Below are 19692 nucleotides of genomic sequence, written 5' to 3'. Positions count from 1 at the left end.
GCACTTGTAGGAAAATATGCAAGATCAACATTACTTTAGTGTGACTCATCAGCTTAATGTGAATTTAGAGCTCATTGAAGATGATAACTTACCCTCTTCGTACAGCGAGTTTGAGGCCCTAATTCCAGAGCCATTCACCCTCGCTAATAGTAGCCACCACCATGGTTTGCTTGGTTTACGTGCGCTAAAACAACTCGGCGAAGCTGGCGAACAACTACTCGCTTATCTACAAGCTCAAGAACAGAAACTGAATCGGGTTTTAAGCTATGTCTTAGTCCAGCAAGATAGTAGTGAACATCGCACCACCAGCCATCAGTTTGGAGGCTCAGAAATCCACTGTTTTTGGGATAGCCCCTTAAAGGCCGGACAAATGGTGAGATTAAAAATATTCTTACCTGAAGAATCCAGCGCGGTATTTTGTTATGGTCAAGTTCAAGGTTCACAATCGGTGGCCCACAGCCAGCAACAATTACTGCATATCAATTACCACTGGATCCGTGATGAAGATATTGAAACCTTGGTCCGTGCCAGTCTTCATGTGCAAAGCCAACAATTAAAAGCGCGAGCCGACGCTCGCCTATTAGCCGAAAAAAAATGAGTCAGTCGTGTTATTAAATCTACCTTGCCCTGAGCATGCGGGCGACAATAAACAAGTCACTAATTTACCGGGCAGTGCGTTGGCCTTGGTGGTCCATCAATATGTAACCACCTTAGATGCGCCCTTAGTTATTTTAACGGAAGATACCCGCAGCGCGCTGCAAATAGAACGAGAAGTGAATGGCTTACAACCGCAACGCGCAGTGCACTTACTTCCAGATTGGGAAACGCTTCCTTACGATACCTTCTCACCACACCAAGATATCATTTCCCAGCGGATCCTCAGTCTTAATCAGCTTAGTCAGGACAAGAACAGTGTCGTCATCGCACCGATTGCAACCTGGTTACAGCGCTGTGCTCCGGCCGAATTTTTAGCCAAACATAGTTTGCAACTTAAGGTTGGCCAGCAGCTCAACATCACGGCTTTTAAAGAACGCTTGGTTAGCGCGGGTTATCAACATGTCGACCAAGTCATGGAACATGGCGAATTTGCGCTACGCGGAAGCTTACTCGATCTTTACCCCATGGGCAGTCGCCAACCATTTCGTTTAGACTTTTTCGATGATGAGCTAGACACCATTCGTCAGTTTGATCCCGACACCCAACGCAGTGAGCAAACGCAGCAACAAATTACCTTGCTGCCAGCTCATGAGTTCCCCACTGATCAAGCCGGCATCGAAACCTTTCGCCAACAATGGCGTGATCGATTCGAGCCAAGCCGAGAGGCGGAATCAATCTACCAGCAGGTATCAAAAGGGATCATGCCAGCGGGTATCGAATACTACCTGCCGCTATTTCACTCACATACAGAAAGCCTGAGTGACCAACTATCGGCCAATACCATCATCTTAAAAATTGGCGACTTAGAGCATGCTGGAAAACAGTTTTGGCAAGATCTCGAAGAACGCTATCAAAACCGTCGCCATGACCGCTCTCGGCCCATTTTGCCGCCAGATGAACTCTATTTAAATGTTGATCAGTGTTTTAAGGAATTAAAAAGTTTTGCTGGCATTAAGCTGCGTAGCGGACCGGCCAAAAATGCCCAAGGACGGCTCAATTTAGCCGCTCATGCATTACCAGACCTCAGCGTCAATCATCGACTCAATTTACCATTGCAGGCCCTAAGCCATTACCTAGAGCATCACCCGCATCCTAAAACCTGCTTTATTGCCGAAACCGAGGGACGCAGAGAAGCACTCAAGAATTTACTTCGCCCCCTCAAGTTAAAGCTTAAAAATCATCAAAGCATTTTTAACTTTGTTGCGAGTAACGATAGTCTGGCGATTGTGGTCGCGCCTATCGAAAAAGGCTTTGAACTAAACACACCAACTTTGCAGTTGATTACTGAAACCGACTTACTCGGTGACAAAGTTCGCGCTAAACAGCGCAAGGCCTCAAGTAAAACGCTCAATCCCGATGTTCTGATCCGCAATTTAGCAGAACTATCGATTGGTCAACCAGTGGTGCACCTAGAACACGGCGTGGGCCGTTATCTGGGCTTAACCAGCTTTGAAAACGGCGGCATAAAAACTGAATTTTTAAGCCTTGAATATGCCAATCAGGCAAAATTATATGTACCTGTAAATGCACTCCATTTAATTAGCCGTTACTCTGGAGCCAACGACGAAACGGCGCCACTGCACAAGCTAGGCAATGAACAATGGCAAAAAGCCAAGCAAAAAGCGGCCGAGAAAATCCGTGATGTCGCCGCAGAGCTGCTAGAAGTATATGCCAAACGCGCCGCTAAACCTGGGTATGGATATCAACTTGACGAAGCGGCCTATCAACAATTTAGCGCCGATTTCCCCTTTGAAGAAACCGACGACCAACAGCAAGCTATTACTGCGATGTTACAAGACATGCAGACGCCAAACGCAATGGACCGGCTGGTTTGTGGCGATGTTGGTTTTGGTAAGACAGAGGTGGCGATGCGTGCCGCATTTGTCGCCGTGAACAGCGGAAAACAGGTGGCCGTGCTCGTCCCGACCACCCTGCTTGCCCAGCAACACTTTGACAACTTTAGTGACCGCTTTGCCAATTGGCCGATTGAAGTCGCTTCTTTATCACGCTTCAACACCACCAAAGAACAAAATCAAGTACTCACAAAACTGGCTGATGGTCGTGTCGATATCGTAATCGGAACCCATAAGTTATTAAGCAAGGATGTGAAATTTTCTGATTTAGGGCTGCTGGTTATTGATGAAGAACACCGCTTTGGAGTGCGTCAAAAAGAGCAAATAAAAGCGATGCGGGCGAATGTTGATATTCTCACACTCACCGCAACACCAATACCTAGAACCCTGAATATGGCAATGAGTGGCATGCGTGATCTATCGATCATTGCGACCCCTCCGGCAAAACGCTTAGCGGTAAAAACCTTTGTGCGCCAATATGATAATGCACTAATTAAGGAAGCGATTAGTCGCGAAATAATGCGCGGGGGGCAGGTTTACTTTCTACACAATAAGGTTGAAACCATTGAGCGAGTCGCCCAAGAACTCTCTGAATCGCTGCCACAGGCACGTATTACTGTGGCCCACGGACAAATGCGCGAACGTGAGCTAGAGCGCATTATGGGAGACTTTCACCATCAACGTTTTAACGTTCTGGTTTGTACTACCATTATCGAGACTGGGATTGATATCGCCAGTGCTAATACCATTATTATCAATCGTGCTGATAATTTTGGCTTGGCTCAGTTACACCAATTACGCGGTCGAGTTGGCCGTTCTCATCACCAAGCCTATGCCTATTTACTCACTCCACCACCAAAACTATTGAGTAAAGACGCACGTAAACGTTTAGAGGCGATCGCTCAACTAGAGGACTTAGGCGCAGGCTTTACCTTAGCTACCCACGACCTGGAAATTCGCGGAGCTGGTGAACTCTTAGGAGATGACCAAAGTGGACAAATAGAAGCCGTTGGCTTTACCCTATATATGGAAATGTTAGACCGAGCGGTAACAGCCCTCAAAAATGGTCAAGATCTCAATTGGGATCTCAGTCAAAGCGAACAATGTGAGATTGAATTACGCTTACCAGCACTACTGCCTGACGATTATATTTTTGATGTCACAACTCGACTCACTATGTACAAACGCATTGCTAATTGCGGGAATTCTGCAGAAATGCGCGAATTACAAGTCGAGCTGATTGACCGTTTTGGCTTATTACCGGAACCTGCTCAAAACTTGTTCAACGTGCAAAGGCTTAAAATTGAAGCCGACCACCTCGGTATTAAGCGCTTAGAGGCCGGACCGAAAGGCGGCGTTATCGAGTTTGCCGAATCAACAAAAGTTAATGCCGCTTTTCTGGTAAGCCTGCTACAATCTCAGCCAGCTATTTATCGAATGGAAGGCGCCAACAAGCTAAAATTTGCGGTTCCAAGCGACGGTCCCGAACAGCGCCTCACCCTCATAGAATCTATATTGGAGCAATTTAACGCCAATGCGAGCAACTCTTAAACAGGCTATACAGCTTCTTGGCTTGGCCGCAATCGTTACGACCAGCGCGCCTAGCATGGCAGATGGACCGCGTTGGTTTGACATTGAAGTCATCGTTTTTAAACGTAATGTTAGTGTCGAAAGCAGTCAAGAATATTGGCCGCAACCACAAACGTTCAGCGTAAATACCAGTGAACCGTTGCTCGCACCGTTGTTTGCTTGTAACACCGAGCCCTGCATTCGGCCTCGATTTGAACAGTTACCTGTAACCATTGACGGACGCGGTTGGCCTATCACTGGTGCGACCCATCGACAGATGCTGAATGCCGACCAACTAGAGTTAGGTGAACAATTTGCCAAATTAAATCAGCACGCAGCCTTTACACCGCTCATACATCTAGCTTGGCGGGAAGTCGTTGCACCCCGTCATCGAGCCAAATTTTATCAGTTGCAAGCAGGCCAAGACTTTTCGCAACGCTTTCAAGCCGATGGCCACCTGATTAACTTTGCAGCTCATAATGACGCAATCGTTAACGCCAAGAGCAATGAGCAGAATAAGCTTGGTGAAACCAGCTTGTTTGAGCAAGCAACGCCGCTAAATGGTGAAACTAGCAGCGACGCCGTTGCTCAGGTACCGGCCGAAATTTGGGAGCTAAACGGTGGGATTAGAATTTACTTGCAACACTACTTGTATATCGAGAGTCAACTGATCCTAAAACGTCCTGTTGAAGTTGAAAGAGAGGTTCTTCCCTCTGATCGCCAAACACAGCTCACCCCCCCCAATCCCCTGCCAAATAATGAACCGCAGCAAGTGGTGATATTAAGTGGAGAACAAAAGGGAGTTGAAGATGGCAGTTTAATTGCGAATTATCAAACAGAAGAGGAGCTACATAGCTTTAAGTTTGATCAAAAACGTCGTGTCCGTTCCGGAGAAATACATTATTTCGACCATCCACTAATGGGCATGCTGATCCAAATTCGTCGTAGTCCAGAAAATCAAAGTGCACTTTCACCAACATCCATAGCGGATGGTCAGGACAACGACATGGCAGAGATTATTGCACCAGAACAGAAATCACTCGAGGGCAACTCAGCCGAGTCAGCCACTACTGAAGCAGTATTCACGGCTCCCGCGAGCCAAACGGCTTCGTAAGCGCTGCAGTGGTCGTTGCGAACCAACCAAGTGTGCTATTCAGCTGCGCCTTATTAAGTCGCACCTGGCTATTGCTAGCAATCGCGGCTAGCTCTCGTCAAATGGGAGAAAAGCTGCTCAGCTTACTATATCCCGACCATCATTGGTTTTATGTCGGCTTAGCTTTAGGCGCACTTCCGCTATCTCGTCTTCTCTTGCCCAAGCTGTGGCAGACGGTCTCTTTAACGTTTCAGTTATGGGGGGTATTCGTGTTATTGCTGGCCGATATTCTCAGCCAGGCCTATTTAATGAATTTACATCATTGGCGATTTGAAGCGCTGAGTGCGCTCACACTGTGGTTGAGTTTGATGTTCGCTTTTATCGTAGTAAAAGCCGGATTAGAAAGGCAATAACCAGTAGTTATTGCCTTTCTAATAGAATCTTAAAGCCTGTATTTAGTGGAGCTTTAACTTCGGTCTTAATACCTGATTAATTCGCCCAACGAGCATCATTAATCCTGTTTTAAAATAACCATGTAAAGCAATTTGGTGCATCCGGTATAAAGAGATATAGACCATTCTAGCAATCCGCCCTTCAATCATCATAGAGCCTTGCATCAAGTTACCCATCAGTGACCCAACGGTAGAATAACGACTTAAAGACACCAACGAACCATGATCTTTGTACTCAAATTCAAGTAACGGTTTTTCTTCAAGCTGACGTAGGATGTTTTTGTAAACTAAGGAAGCCATCTGATGTGCAGATTGAGCCCTCGGAGGAACAAAGCCTTTCTCACCCAAGGCACAACTGGCACAATCACCTATCGCATAAACATTACTGTCACGTGAACTTTGTAGCGTAGGCCTAACCACTAACTGATTAATCCGGTTGGTTTCTAGCCCACCGATTTCTTTCATAAATTCAGGGCACTTAATGCCAGCCGCCCACACCATCAAATCGGCTTTAATTAACTCGCCATCTTTTGTCGTTAACCCTTCCGCAGTGGCTTCGGTAATCATGGTGCTGGTGCGAACATCAACGCCCATTTTTTGCAATTCTGAATGCGCTGACGAAGAAATTCTAACCGGTAATGCTGGCAAAATTTTATCACCCGCTTCAACCAGCGTAACCGCCAAACTTGAACTGCTAAGATTTGGTACACCATAAGCCCGCAGTTGATCAAGCGCGTTGTATAACTCCGCCGATAACTCAACACCTGTGGCACCAGCCCCAACAATGGAAATTCTGACCTTTTCTCCCTGTTGTGATTCATCGCCTTGAGAATACTGCAAGAATCGATTTAACATTCGAGAGTGGAATAAATTGGCGCGACTCGGATTATCTAAGAAAATGCAATGCTCTTTGACACCCTTCGTATTAAAGTCATTGGACACGGAACCGATTGCCATCACTAAATAGTCATAGTCGATCTGCCGAGCTGGTAATACTTCCTGCTCCTCTTCGACCATGGCTTTTAGCGTCACCAACTGCTCTTCGCGATCAATATCAGCAACTTCACCTAATTGAAACTCAAAACCGTGATTGGCCGCATGAGAACGATAGCTTAAGGCATCGATTCCGGCATCTAGCGACCCCGTCGCGACTTCATGTAGTAATGGTTTCCACAAATGCGTTCTATTTTTATCAATGAGAACTATCTTGGCTTTACCTCGTTTGCCAAGTTTGTGACCCAAACTCGTCGCGAGTTCTAAGCCACCTGCGCCACCACCTACAACAACAATTTTAGTCATTCTTGCTTATTTCCTTCTCACAACTTGAAGTGTTTAGCGCTTTTTAAAAGGCTTTATCATTATGTACTACGCCTTTGAATAATCGCTCTGCTGCGTCATATTATACGTAATGAGAGTAGGATCACAAAAAAAAGGCTTATAAAAACGAGGGGGAAATGCCTCTATTCGCTGATCTCAATCATTTCATAGACGAGGTAGACTCCGCAATGACTTAATTAATTGTAAATGACGACTAATATCTTGAAATTTATGTGCTTGCTGGCTATCCCAAATAATCGGATAATAATCTTGTAACTCTTCAGCTGAAAGTTGGCTATCTAACACACCATCATTTTCAGACAACACAACCGTACAATTACCACGATTTTTGTCTCTAAACTCTGCAACACATTTAGTCGCAATATCTAAATACTCCTCGGGCCGCTCTATTTTGCCCTGCATGTTCCGCTCTGGGTGCAAATTCGGGTTAAACAAAACGGAGGGAATTCCACATAGATAACCAATCCGCTCACTCCAATACCCGCCTAAACCAACACCACAAATCACCACTTCCTCTTCAGCACTCAACATTAACTGTTTGTGGACTTCTTTGAGTAAGTGACTCATATCGTGTCGAGGATGAATGGTACTGTAACTGATTTGACGCACATCGCTATCGACAAACTGAAGCTGTAGTACTTTTTCATGGTTACCCGGACTTGTAGAATCAAAGCCGTGTAAATAAATAATCATGATGCGATTCCTTGTTTATATTCCCGCATGAATACTAAGTGTATTTAGTTCTCACTCAGTTCACTACTAATTTGCTGAATTTCTAGGGCGCGCGCAGCGATTTGTCGATATTGAGTCAATGCTGTGAGCTCCGACCAAGTCATAGGATAAGCTTTTGCTCGCAAGGCATCGGGGTGTGCAACCTGAGTATGTGGTAAGCCATCTAATAAGCGAATACTGGCATCTCGATCGTTGCAGGCCAAAAGGTAATCACAGCCCGCGGTCAAGGCTTGCTCGGCTCGTTGCACATGATCACCAGCAAGGGCTGCGCCCTGCATCGACAAATCATCACTAAATATAACCCCCTTGAAACCTAAATCTTTACGCAATACTTGTTGTAACCACCGCTTAGAAAATCCTGCGGGTTTATCGTCAACATCACTATAAATTACGTGTGCGGGCATCACTGCGTCCAATTTATTTTGACTAATTAAACGCCTAAATACACTTAAATCATAACGTTTAATCTCATCAAATGAGCGCGAGTCAGTGGCTTCAAAGTGATGAGTGTCTGCTTTAACATTCCCATGTCCGGGAAAGTGCTTGCCAGTTGCCTTCATCCCTGCGTGATGCATTCCAGAGATAAAACCACCCGCATCACTAACGATCTGTTCAGGGTTAGAACTAAAAGCACGAGTACCAATCACATCACTACAACCGTTGATATCCAGCACCGGAGCGAAACTAATATCAATATCGCAAGCTCTGAGCTCAACGGCCATTAACCAACCCAACTGTTCAGCCAGATCGACACTAGCCATCCTCAGTTGCCTTGCCCATGCATCAATATCCCCCATCGCAGGTATGCAAGAAAACTGATGCCGAAAACGTTGTACACGTCCTCCTTCTTGATCCACAGCAATCAATAAATACTGTTTACTCGCAGCTCTTATTGAGCGAACCAGTTCAATTAACTGGGCACGCTCCTGATAATTACGACTAAATAAAATGACACCTCCCACAAGGGGATGCTGTAACATATCTCGCTCTTCAGCACTCAGCTCGGCGCCCAATAAATCTAAAAACAGCGGTCCCATCGGCTCGATACTCCTACCAGCCAAAGGTAGATTTAGTTTCAGCCTTACGGATCTCGGTTTCATCGGCCCATTCTACTAAACCAGTTTTAAGATCAAGTAAACGCATCGTCATCTTATAATAAACATCTTTGGTCTTTTTGTTGGTTTTAACAATACTCGCTAAGTTGCCATACAGCATATACTCTGCCCCGACTTGTTGACCGAACGCAATTGCTTTAGCGGGATCAACTAAACCACCGTCATTTTGAAAGTTCAACTGTTCACGCACTTGGTTCACCGTGGTCATATCTACAAATCGAAACTTACCTGACTGTAACAAGCGGGTACTGATAGTATCGCTAACAGATTCAGTATCGATATGCTCACTCGTTTTATTTTTTATTTTATCAACAAATACGATTGGCCGTTTGTTACGAGTTAGTTCCGTTAATAAGGGCGACGCAACCATTGAGTCTGTCATTTGACCTGCAATTGTCTGTAAATCCGTAGAGCCAAAGGCCACATCCACCGTTTCTACGGCTTGCGGATCACCATAACTTACCTGGCTAGAACAACCACTTAGCATAAGGGCTGCCATCGAAACGGCTAAAACATATGTTTTCATAACTTATCTCTCTGTTATTGAACTTCTCTAACATAAACTTTGAAATGGTGGGCATTAGCAACTAACGCGACCGACTGAATCTGAACCTGTTCACGACCATGTAGAGTGAGCGGTGTCCATGCGGATCTCGCATCATTGATTTGAATATTATCGCTATCATACCAGTTGAATCGATATTGCAAACTCAAGTCGCCTTTAAATAAAGATTGAAGCGTTGCGATACCCAGTAGTCGATCGGCACTTTGAGTACTCCTCGCCTCTGTGATGGTTAACTTTCGTCCTAAATTTAAGTTATCAACAATCAGCCATTGTTTCCCCTCTGGCTTTTGTGAATTGGCTATCATACCAGATGTATCGGCAGTACAAGCCACCAGCAATAACGACAGCATTATCAGTATATATTTCATAACCAACTCCTCTTTTATAAGTTAAATAACTGAACTGTAGAACCAAGATCGTTGGTCAACACCAAGGTCACTCGACCTGGCCTTATGTTAACCGAAACTTCTGATTCACCCAGACCAGACATCGTCAATTTATGTTTTCCCACAGCAAACGGTTTAATCGCTATTTGCGCCAATGCTGGTAAGCTTTGCCAACTTCGAGTATCCGCTCGCTCAGACACTATATTGTATACATTTGCGAAAACATTCGCCCAATTCTCCCCTTTCTTTGCGTCGCCTTGGTTCACTTCTCGACGCAGCTGGTCTTTAGCCAGCACTCGTAAAATTTGCCGCACCAATACTGCAGGTAAATCTTGTTGTAGTTGCTTGGCAGCTAAAGCATCGATTTGAACTAATTGTTGCGTTGCAAAATCGTGTCCTTCCAAAGACAAAGCTAACGGGATCGCCAGTTGAGGTTTGGTAGAAATAACCGGAAGTGCCAAGGTATAAGTTTGCCAACGCTGCTGGTGATAGAGAGGTAAAGTAAAGCGTACTTCTTGCCTTGCAGCCACTATAGATTGTTCATGTAAAACAACGAGTAAGCCTTGATCTTCAGTCAGCGGCTGAGCTTTCAATGGGGTATATTGCTGATAATCACTCATCGCCAGTTTTTGCCCCAATCGAGCAACTTCAGCCTGCAAATAATGATTATTAGGCGCTAAAGCTAAGGCTTTACGATAATCAATATAGGCATCATTATCTTGACCCGCCGCCAAATACAAAACTGCAGACAAAGCATAACTAAGGCCGTTCTGATAAGCATTTGGAAGCTTTGTATCGGGACTGGGATATTGCTTCAACAGTTCATCGTATTGCTGTTGATAGTCTTGCAATTGCGTCTCTAAGCTCACTGGCTGTTCTTCCATCGCCAACTGTTGTAGTTGTCCTGCGCGGCGAATTTCAACCAATGCGGACTCCAAACCACCGCTATGCAAGTAATTGATCGCTTGGTAATGGTGCAACATGACTTGTTCATACACTGGAATATGGTAGCGAATAAAATTATCGTTGGTCGCTAAGGTAGAAAACTGTTGTAAGCCTGTCGAAAGGCGATATTCGGCTTGACTCGATAACCATTTTAACTGTTGATCGACGCGACTAAAGTGTTGCTGACTCGCCTCAAAGTCTCCCGCTAAAAACAACATTCGACCAAGTTCCAACTGCTTTAAATAATAGCTATTGTCCGTTACCTTTCCCTCTGCCAGTAACTCGGCCGCGTGTTCAAATTGTCCTGCGGTCAATTGATAACGACTCGCTCTTAACTGTTCAGAATAAGTGGTAAAAAGATCACTGAACACTGCTGTTGAACAACCAGTAACGAGCGCCGCAATAACAAATATTGCAATTTTCGGCCAAGTACACCGCAACTGGCTACGGCGGTCCCCAATGTTGCTATCGACACGCCAAAATTGATGCATTATTTACTATCCCAAAATACCCAAATACAAATGCTCGCAACATAGAATTAATCATGATGGAACAACAAGTCTATGATTCAATCAATATAAGCATTCTCGAGAATAAACCCTAAACTGTTCGTCTTTCGCTATGCATTTATGTTCCAAAGAACGAAGACAGACAAACTACTGAGAGAAAGCCTCTAGCTGAGCAATCGCCCATCTATCCTATTGAAACAAAAAGCAATAATGACTAATTAATACAGAGGAACCAGATCACTTGGATTTTAAGTTTGTCGCAATATGTAGTAAAACACATCTACATATAACTCGCTTATCAAGCTAGCATAAATTAACAGACGACAAATTGATAAGCAGTCCAAAGCCTATTTATAAACCATTTTTCGGTCCACGCCTAACCTTCGCGCCAATTTACCACCTCTAAACATCTAACCGGTGAATATTCAGACAATTTTTTCGCCTAACGATAGCAAACACTCAATTATCGAAGCTTTCTATATCGAAGCTGATAAACAAAGGGTTTATCCGAGTAGAGTTGTGATCTAATACCTAGTATATCAGCACGAGTAAAGGCATAATTTTAATAAATAAAAAAACATAATAACTATAAATAGCTAGCAAAAAATTTGTCGAGGAATTATGAATAAAAAGTCAACTCGCTTAGGCGTATCGCTCCAGTTTTATAAACACATATCTATTGTTCACCGAGTCAATATAGGTTTCGGTTTTTTAGTACTCATGATGGTGCTAACAAATGTCCTTTCCCTACAAACGGGGAATCAATTCAAACTACAGTTAAATGTTGTTACCGAAGAAGCAACACCACTGGTACTGCAGAGCAGCGACTTTGCTGTTGATTTACTCACCGCGGATAAGTTTTTTAAAGATGCATTAACATCGACTAAACCTGATGCGATTAAAGTCAGTAGCAAAGCCTTTGAACAGAGCGAACAAGAGTTCGTTTCTTCACTCGCAACCTTACGCAAGATGGCTCAGGGGAATAGCGAATTAGGCTCTCATTTAGATTCCTTAAGCAATCTGGATGAACGTTACTTTCAAGTTGCCAAGCAGGTCATGGCAGATAACATTAAATATCTAGCTGATTTACAAACAGTAAAACGCAGTACCAATCAGCTATCAGTCATGCTGCCTCAATTGAAGAAAAATTTGTCAGATAAAGTCGTTGAATTAGATGACGATTATATTCGCTGGGCCTCTGAAAGCTTTCTCAATGCGATGGTAGTGATCGAATTGAATACCCTCGATGGACTCAATACCAGCGAATCAGAAAAAATTGCAGTGATTTTGCAACGTAATCAAAAGTTGCTTAAAAACTTCAACTCAGCCAATGCCGATCTTGAGGATGAAATCCCAGACTTGCGCAACGACATGGGCCATCAAATCGATCAATTTATTAAAGATACCACTGCAAAGGATGGTGTATTAGCCCAGCACTTAAAAGTCTCACAAGACAAAGAGGCAATTTCACGCCGAACCGACGAAACAGCGTTGCTGATTACCGAAGCCATCGAACAACTCACCAACATTAATCAAATCGCCAATAAATTGGTTGACGAAGCGTCGGCCAATGCGAATACAATGCTAGCGACCAGTCGGCTACGATTATATATCGCAATGGCAATCGTTATCCCTTTAGCCTTCTTGGTTGCCTGGAATGTAGCAAGTGCGATTAAAGTACCCTTGCAACTACTACTTAAAACCTTGAAATCTGCGGCTGCAGGTAATATGACTGAAACCGTCGATTATCAAAGTAGTAACGAATTTGGTCAACTTGCGGATTCAGCGAATAGCATGATGAAACAGATGCGATCAGTACTGCACGATATTAGCGAAGCTGCCGAAAGCTTATCCAATGTATCCCAAGGAAACTCAGTGACGTTGCATACCGCGACCACCGAACTCAACAATCAACGGCAAGAAACTGCGTCGGTCGCAGCCGCAATGACTGAAATGGAACAATCGGTTCGTGAAGTTGCCCAGAGTGCCAATATGACCCTTGAAAAAGTGATGGAAGTAGAGGCCGCGGCCAATTCAGGGCGCTCTGTAATGAGTAACAATATAACCACCACCCATCAGTTATCAGAGCGACTCGACGATAGTAGCGCGGTAATTGGTGAGGTAGATGCAATGAGCAACAATATTGGTTCAATCTTAGATGTGATCCGAGGTATCGCCGATCAAACCAACTTGCTAGCGTTAAATGCAGCTATCGAAGCAGCAAGAGCTGGGGAACAAGGGCGCGGTTTCGCTGTCGTCGCCGATGAGGTTAGAGTTCTGGCCCAAAAAACGACGAATTCAACCACCGAGATTCAAACCATGATTGAGAACTTACAAAAAAGTGCACAACGCGCAGTCACAGTCATGTCTGAATGTTCTTCAGAAATGCAAGCCAGTATTGATCAAACTTCTGATGCAAATGGAGCAATGGAAGAGATCCAAGGGATTATTACTCAAATTTCAGATATGAGTAGTCAGATCGCCGCCGCCGCCGAACAACAACAAGCCACCGGAGCTGAAATTTCTGCGAACCTCAATAGAATTTCAGACATTAGTGACGAAAACTATGAAAGTATTGAAATCGTGGCGAGCACCAGTGAAGAACTAGGTGGATTAGCTCAAGAGCAAGATGCGTTAGTCAAACGATTTACTTTATAACGCCGCTCAATGACACTCAAAGCGCCTATCAACAGGCGCTTTTTATTTACCATGACGAACCATGAACCTCTGAAATAGCGCCTTTCCCAACTCCTTCATAAGCAATTACTTCAATTGAGTGTTCTGGCATCGCGGCAGACAAAGTACTTGCAATATAAGCGGCCAAGTTCTCAACAGTTGTCTCGCAGGGAAGAATATCAGTCTCATGTTGGGGTAATACCAACTCAAAAAAACCCTGTGGAGATTGATATGCAAAAGCATAGTGCTTTTGCCAATTTTGAGCCTGATAAAAGCTTATATTGCTTGGCTCAATTTGGTCAGCTTTGCTCGCCAAATATATATTTCGCCACTTCATCGCCCAACTTGTTGCTAAGTCCAAATCTTGCTCACCGTCAACCATAATTTCGAGAGTCGAACGGTGCCCATGAGCGATCCGTTGACAATTACCGTCATGCTTTTTTAAGCCATGAGAATAATGATAATAAGGTCCATCGATCGCTTCATGGCGTAATTTAACTTTTAAATCTTGAATATTCGAAGGTAGCTTTTGTAAAATGATCCGCTGTACATAAGTAGTCAAAGCATCGTTGGTCACTTCTAGAGTGTCAATAAACGCAAACGCTTGAGTAGGACAACGCAGCTGGATGCTTCCACCATTTGGCCGCGCAAAATCAATATGAGTATAACCATTAAGGGTTTCGGTTTTGCATAAAGGTGACCGCTGAGGCACTAACAACTTATGATCGACTTCCTGATCAATGAGTTGCTTGATTAGTTTCTTCACTTGGCCAAAATCTAACAACATATCCATATCATTCAAAGCGCCAGCTAATTCTATGTCTACTAACCAACTTTCTCCCACTAAACCACGGTCTGGGCACAGGTAGGTGGAGTCGATTACGGTCAAATCTTTTACAAACAATTTCATCAGAACTTTCCATATTAACCAAGGTCGCTAATTATAACCGTAAGCTGCCCTAATAGTCCGTTTGTTACACATTTCTCATCAGCACTAAAACACAAACACGATTTATATGATATTGTTATAAGATTATCAAAAGATACAGAACCAGCCGTGGAACCGATTTCCCCAGATTTATTAGCTGAATTCAATGCCCTGCCCTGTCAAACCGAGGTCCATTTACAAATTCCGACGGCCACAAAACCCTTGCGTTTACGTAGTCGTTTAATCGGAATTGAACCTGGTATGTGTTTGATCCTTTCGAGGGGAATAGATCAACAGTGGGAAGCCGCTAAAGAGAAAATTCGAGAAGGTCAGTCGATTGTGATTCGCCTAGTTAATCAAGGCGATCCTAACGCGACCATTTTTGCTTATCGAGGCAATATATCAAAACTGATGAGTAGTGTTGGCCGATGGTTGGTGGTGGATTACCCTCGTCGGATCCAAAAAATAAGTTTGCGTCAGCATAGCCGCATGCCCATTGCCTTAGCTAGCACACTACTTTGTCAGCACCAAGCACAGACGTCGTTTCATGGGGTCTTAAAAGATTTATCACTTAATGGAGGCGGTTTTGTTTGTGAGCCAATCCCATTACCTTTGAGTTCATTGCCTTTTAAATTACAACTAAACCTCGATAATAATCCAAGCATCAGTATTGATGCGAGTATTTGTAATCAGCACTTAGAGCAAAGAACACCGGAACGTCTGCACTACGGCTTAACCTTTAACGCCAAGAACGCCGAAAAGAAAAATTTTGTTCAAATGGCATTACTGGAAATGATGCAACGTGAGAATAAAACCAACCCATAAAGCCAAATAATAGCAATCTGATTAATGATATGCTCAACTTGTTGCGCAGAATAAACCTGCCGATAACGAGGCATGAAGTGCAGTAACTCGTGGCTTTAATTACAAAATACGTAAGCCAGTTAGCGATGATTTAGGCCCGCAAGAATCAACAGATAATGAGTTAGATTGGCTATAATTAAACGCTTATAAAAAAAGCGACCGAAGGGCCGCTTTGCTATTACTGGTCAACTTCTAGTCTTTGTTGTACTTAGCAGTACGTGGGAACGCATTGCCTTTACTATCAAACAAGTAACATGCTTTAGTTGGCAAGCCAACACGAAGATCATCACCATTGTTAGATGGAAATTCGCTACGTGCTTTAAAGGTGAAATCAAAGCCTTTCACGTCCATATAAACGTAAGACTCGGAACCTAAATGCTCGGCAACTACAACCGTACCTGTAATGAAGTTCTCTGCATGAGCATGGGTATCTTCTACCAAGTGCTCGGGACGACAACCTAACTCAACCGTATCGCCCATTTTAGCTCGGGTGGTGTCAATTGCAGCACTAATGATGTCACCTGTCACCAATTTTATTTTGCTTTCTTGCTCACCGACTTCAATCAGCTTGCCTTCGATAAAATTCATTTTAGGTGAACCAATAAAGCCAGCAACAAATTTATTGGTCGGATTATGATATAGCTCTAATGGCGAACCATATTGCTCCAAATTACTGGAGGCATTTGGCTCTAGAGGGCTAAGGACCACAATCTTATCCGCTAACGTCATCGCTTCCACTTGATCATGAGTCACGTAAATAATGGTAGATTGAAGTTCTTTGTGTAACTTCGCTATCTCGATGCGCATTTTCACTCGAAGCGCTGCATCTAAGTTTGACAAAGGCTCATCAAATAGGAACACTCCTGGCTGTTGGACAATACAACGACCAATGGCAACACGTTGGCGTTGACCACCACTTAATTCTTTAGGTTTACGGTCAAGTAAAGGGTCTAAACCCAAGATATCTGAGGCATTAGAGACACGTTTTTCAATAATCGCCTTATCGACTTTCTTCAATTTCAGACCGAAAGACATATTCTCACGTAAATCCATATGTGGGTATAAAGCATAAGACTGGAACACCATACCAACATTACGTTCTACTGGCGGTACGTCGTTCATGTAGTTGCCGCCAATCTTTAACTCGCCGCTAGTGATATCTTCAAGTCCGGCAATCATTCGTAATAAAGTTGATTTGCCACAACCTGACGGACCCACAAACACCACAAACTCACCATCTTTGATATCTAAGTTAATATCACGCAAAGTGTCTTGGTGAATACTCGGATCATAGTTTTTACGTACATTGTTTAAAATTACATCAGCCATTATCAGCTCCAAACTGAATAAAGCGCTTTGCTTTATTCATCAATCGATTTTGTATTGCGTCGTTACACCTGCAACTACGCCCAAATAATTTAACCTTTCACACCACCCGCAGTTAAACCTCCAACCAACCATCGTTGCGCCATGAGGAATACCAAGGTAATAGGGAAACCTGACAATACTGCCGCTGCGGCGAAATCACCCCATAAGTAGTTTTGCGGGTATAAGTATTGCTGAGCACCAACAGCAAGGGTGAGCTTATCGACATCTTGCATCAATACAGAAGCCATAGGCACTTCGGTAATCACACCAATAAATGCAAGGATAAACACGACCGCTAAAATTGGCACAGACAGCGGCAACAAGACCAACCTAAATGCCTGCCAAGGTGTTGCGCCATCAATTGCTGCAGATTCCTCTAAGGCCGGGTCGATAGTTTCGAAGTAACCTTTAATCGTCCAGACGTGTAGTGCAATCCCCCCAAGATAAGCCAATATCAAACCACCGTGAGTATTTAAACCTAACCATGGGACATACTCACCAATCTTATTGAACAAGGCATAAATCGCGACCAAGGCCAATACCGAGGGGAACATTTGAAAGATCAACATCCCATTTAAAATGGTTGCCTTGCCTTTAAAGCGCATCCGCGCAAAGGCATAAGCACTGGTCGTCGATAGGGCTACAATCAGTAATGCTGAAATGCCCGCAACTTTAATCGAGTTCCATAACCAAATCAGTACCGGAAATGGTGGTGGCGTGGTTGAACCATCCGGATTCAAAACCGAAATACCTAAAGCCAAACGCCAGTGATCGAGCGTGGGATTTGACGGAATCAACTCTCCAACAGCAAAGTTACCAGTACGAAAAGAAATAGTGATTACCATCAATAATGGAAAAATTATTAAACATAGAAATAAACATAAGCTAACGTGAGTTGCTAGTTTTCTATACTTCAAAGACTTAGCTTGAACCATTGCCATAACAACTCCTCCTTATGCCGTTTTATCAGCTTTTGTTAATTTCAAATTGACTAAGGCTAACGCGCCAACCACCAAGAAGATCAGGGTGGCAATCGCACTGGCAAGTCCATAGTCTTGTCCACCATCGCCTTGGAAGGCAATGCGGTAGGTATAACTTACAAGTAAATCGGTGGTACCCGCTGGGGTTGAGGCGCCGATAATATCGGGCCCACCATTGGTGAGTAACTGAATCAACACGAAGTTATTAAAGTTAAAGGCAAATGAAGCGACTAACAAAGGCGTCAATGGTTTCATCAGCAGCGGCACAGTAATATTTAAAAAATTACTGATAGGGCCTGCACCATCCATTGCAGAGGCTTCATAAAGATCTTCAGGAATAGACTTAAGCATCCCTAAACATAAGATCATCATGTATGGGTAGCCTAGCCAGGTATTCACGATCAGAATCATCGACTTGGCCATAAGGGGATCGGTGAACCAATCCGGCTTGATGCCAAACAAAGATTCCAAAATGCCGTTTATTTCCCCAAAGTTTTGATTAAATAAACCTTTAAACACCAAGATAGAGATAAATGCAGGGATAGCATAAGGCAGAATGAGCACCACGCGATAAATCGCTCGACCTTTGAGCTCTTCCCATTGAATGAGGCAGGCGAGAACCATACCGATCGCCAGAGTGAAGGCAACGGAAGCAGCCGCAAAAATAACCGTCCAAATAAAGATCTCAATAAAAGGTTCTTTAATCCCCTTATCGGTCATCACTCGATCAAAATTCTTCCAACCCACTTTCACAGTAAAACCAGGGGCTAAACGCTCACCAACGAACTCACCATCACCATCAATATACTGAAAATAACCAGTTTCCATATTCGGTAACATCAGTTGACCCGTCTGGTTATTCCGTAAGATCGAAGGGCCAGGCAGAATAACACCACTATCTTTCAGTACCACGCCGTCTTGTAAACGAGAGTATAAAGGCTTCATCGCAGAAAATTTACGCAAGCCATTCATCACTAACTCATCACCATTCGGAGTCACAAGAATTAAACTACCTAAAAACTGCCGATGAGTAATAATGTCCTTAATTGGGGTTACGGGAGAATTTGGCAAACTATCAACAACTTTCAATTTAAGTCGTGACGTTTCCAAACTAAGCTTTTTAGCCTTAATGTCCGCATTAGAAATAGCGTCAATGGGACGTGTAATAAACATCACTTCATCTTGCTTCAGCGCAAGAATATACTTCCCATCCTCAGCTCGATGCAATTGAAAGCCAAACGAGCCACCTTTCGCCATATATATTTTCTGTGTATGTAATTGTTCTACCCGCTCCAACGATAACAAATTTGTTCCGCTGTAATTGGTAAACGCAATACCAATGGTATAGGCCAAAGGGAAAATAATAAACACAACCATGCCGGCAATGCCGGGGAAAATATAGCGATGTGCATACATTTTTTTATTCACAAAAACATACACACCAGTAGAAACAACAACAAGGGTGAGCAATGCAAATGCATACTCACCACCTGCATACATCAGCACAATTGCGTAGCCGTTGAGCAACACAATCGCTGAAACCAGTAGCAGTTTTAGCCAAGCATACTTGCCCTGCATAAAACCTGGAGACGCAGAATGACCCATCTTATGTACAACCTTTGAGTTAGACCGAAATTAACAAGAGGAGGGTAGACCAAGCCC

Annotated in this window: 16 protein-coding genes; 6 read left to right on the top strand and 10 right to left on the bottom strand. The window is 43.7% G+C overall.

Features of this window, described 5'->3' with window-relative positions:
- The first annotated feature begins 16 nt into the window (after positions 1-16).
- The 4 genes from ACRRS1_RS09465 to ACRRS1_RS09450 are packed head-to-tail and all read left to right on the top strand — an operon-like array spanning position 17 to position 5585.
- Positions 17-598, top strand: a complete 582-nt coding sequence (locus tag ACRRS1_RS09465; protein ID WP_432467917.1) for a PilZ domain-containing protein — start codon at positions 17-19, stop codon at positions 596-598.
- A 7-nt stretch (positions 599-605) separates the two neighbouring features.
- Positions 606-4061 carry a transcription-repair coupling factor gene (mfd, locus tag ACRRS1_RS09460; protein WP_432459213.1) on the top strand — a complete coding sequence of 1152 codons (3456 nt, stop codon included), beginning with the start codon at positions 606-608 and terminating at the stop codon, positions 4059-4061.
- Entirely contained in the window at positions 4045-5193 is a 1149-nt protein-coding gene (locus ACRRS1_RS09455) for a peptidoglycan binding protein CsiV (protein WP_432467918.1), read from the top strand. Before mfd ends, ACRRS1_RS09455 begins: the two co-directional genes overlap by 17 nt.
- 8 nt (positions 5194-5201) lie before the next feature.
- The gene (locus ACRRS1_RS09450; RefSeq protein ID WP_432453421.1) at positions 5202-5585 is read left to right on the top strand and encodes a DUF2919 family protein; all 384 of its coding nucleotides are present in this window, start codon (positions 5202-5204) and stop codon (positions 5583-5585) included.
- 42 nt (positions 5586-5627) lie between these two features.
- Here the strand turns inward: ACRRS1_RS09450 and ACRRS1_RS09445 are convergent, their stop codons facing one another.
- From ACRRS1_RS09445 to ACRRS1_RS09420, 6 genes are all read right to left on the bottom strand, one after another.
- Positions 5628-6923: an NAD(P)/FAD-dependent oxidoreductase gene (locus tag ACRRS1_RS09445; RefSeq protein ID WP_432453422.1), complete on the bottom strand. Its 1296-nt coding sequence runs from the start codon at positions 6921-6923 to the stop codon at positions 5628-5630.
- A 183-nt stretch (positions 6924-7106) separates the two neighbouring features.
- Positions 7107-7655: an alpha/beta hydrolase YcfP gene (gene ycfP, locus ACRRS1_RS09440; RefSeq protein ID WP_432453423.1), complete on the bottom strand. Its 549-nt coding sequence runs from the start codon at positions 7653-7655 to the stop codon at positions 7107-7109.
- A gap of 44 nt (positions 7656-7699) precedes the next feature.
- The gene (nagZ, locus tag ACRRS1_RS09435) at positions 7700-8731 is read right to left on the bottom strand and encodes a beta-N-acetylhexosaminidase (RefSeq protein WP_432467919.1); all 1032 of its coding nucleotides are present in this window, start codon (positions 8729-8731) and stop codon (positions 7700-7702) included.
- A gap of 13 nt (positions 8732-8744) precedes the next feature.
- Positions 8745-9335 carry a penicillin-binding protein activator LpoB gene (lpoB, locus tag ACRRS1_RS09430; protein WP_432453425.1) on the bottom strand — a complete coding sequence of 197 codons (591 nt, stop codon included), beginning with the start codon at positions 9333-9335 and terminating at the stop codon, positions 8745-8747.
- Between the two features lie 14 nt (positions 9336-9349).
- Positions 9350-9742, bottom strand: coding sequence for a YcfL family protein (locus ACRRS1_RS09425; protein ID WP_432453426.1), 393 nt, complete (start codon positions 9740-9742; stop codon positions 9350-9352).
- A 14-nt stretch (positions 9743-9756) separates the two neighbouring features.
- Positions 9757-11196 carry a COG3014 family protein gene (locus tag ACRRS1_RS09420; protein ID WP_432467920.1) on the bottom strand — a complete coding sequence of 480 codons (1440 nt, stop codon included), beginning with the start codon at positions 11194-11196 and terminating at the stop codon, positions 9757-9759.
- Positions 11197-11835: 639 nt separating this feature from the next.
- On the opposite strand from ACRRS1_RS09420, the gene ACRRS1_RS09415 reads away from it, so the two are divergent.
- Entirely contained in the window at positions 11836-13872 is a 2037-nt protein-coding gene (locus ACRRS1_RS09415) for a methyl-accepting chemotaxis protein (protein WP_432467921.1), read from the top strand.
- Positions 13873-13918: 46 nt separating this feature from the next.
- On the opposite strand, the gene ACRRS1_RS09410 is transcribed toward ACRRS1_RS09415, so the two are convergent.
- Complete coding sequence (locus ACRRS1_RS09410; RefSeq protein ID WP_432453429.1) at positions 13919-14800, bottom strand: 6-carboxytetrahydropterin synthase; 882 nt, start codon at positions 14798-14800, stop codon at positions 13919-13921.
- A 147-nt stretch (positions 14801-14947) separates the two neighbouring features.
- On the opposite strand from ACRRS1_RS09410, the gene ACRRS1_RS09405 reads away from it, so the two are divergent.
- Positions 14948-15643, top strand: coding sequence for a PilZ domain-containing protein (locus tag ACRRS1_RS09405; RefSeq protein ID WP_432453430.1), 696 nt, complete (start codon positions 14948-14950; stop codon positions 15641-15643).
- A 231-nt stretch (positions 15644-15874) separates the two neighbouring features.
- Here ACRRS1_RS09405 and ACRRS1_RS09400 read toward each other — a convergent pair whose 3' ends face one another.
- From ACRRS1_RS09400 to malF, 3 genes are all read right to left on the bottom strand, one after another.
- A complete protein-coding gene (locus ACRRS1_RS09400; RefSeq protein ID WP_432453431.1) occupies positions 15875-17011 on the bottom strand; it encodes an ABC transporter ATP-binding protein in 1137 nt (378 codons plus the stop codon).
- Positions 17012-17100: 89 nt separating this feature from the next.
- Complete coding sequence (gene malG, locus ACRRS1_RS09395; protein WP_432453432.1) at positions 17101-17991, bottom strand: maltose ABC transporter permease MalG; 891 nt, start codon at positions 17989-17991, stop codon at positions 17101-17103.
- Positions 17992-18003: 12 nt separating this feature from the next.
- On the bottom strand, positions 18004-19635 hold the full coding sequence (gene malF, locus ACRRS1_RS09390) for a maltose ABC transporter permease MalF (protein ID WP_432453433.1): 1632 nt from the start codon (positions 19633-19635) through the stop codon (positions 18004-18006).
- Between the last annotated feature and the right edge of the window lie 57 nt (positions 19636-19692).

The organism is Agarivorans sp. Z349TD_8, assembly GCF_050870825.2.
In the GTDB taxonomy this organism is placed as follows: domain Bacteria; phylum Pseudomonadota; class Gammaproteobacteria; order Enterobacterales; family Celerinatantimonadaceae; genus Agarivorans.
This window is presented reverse-complemented; position numbering and strand designations above follow the sequence as displayed.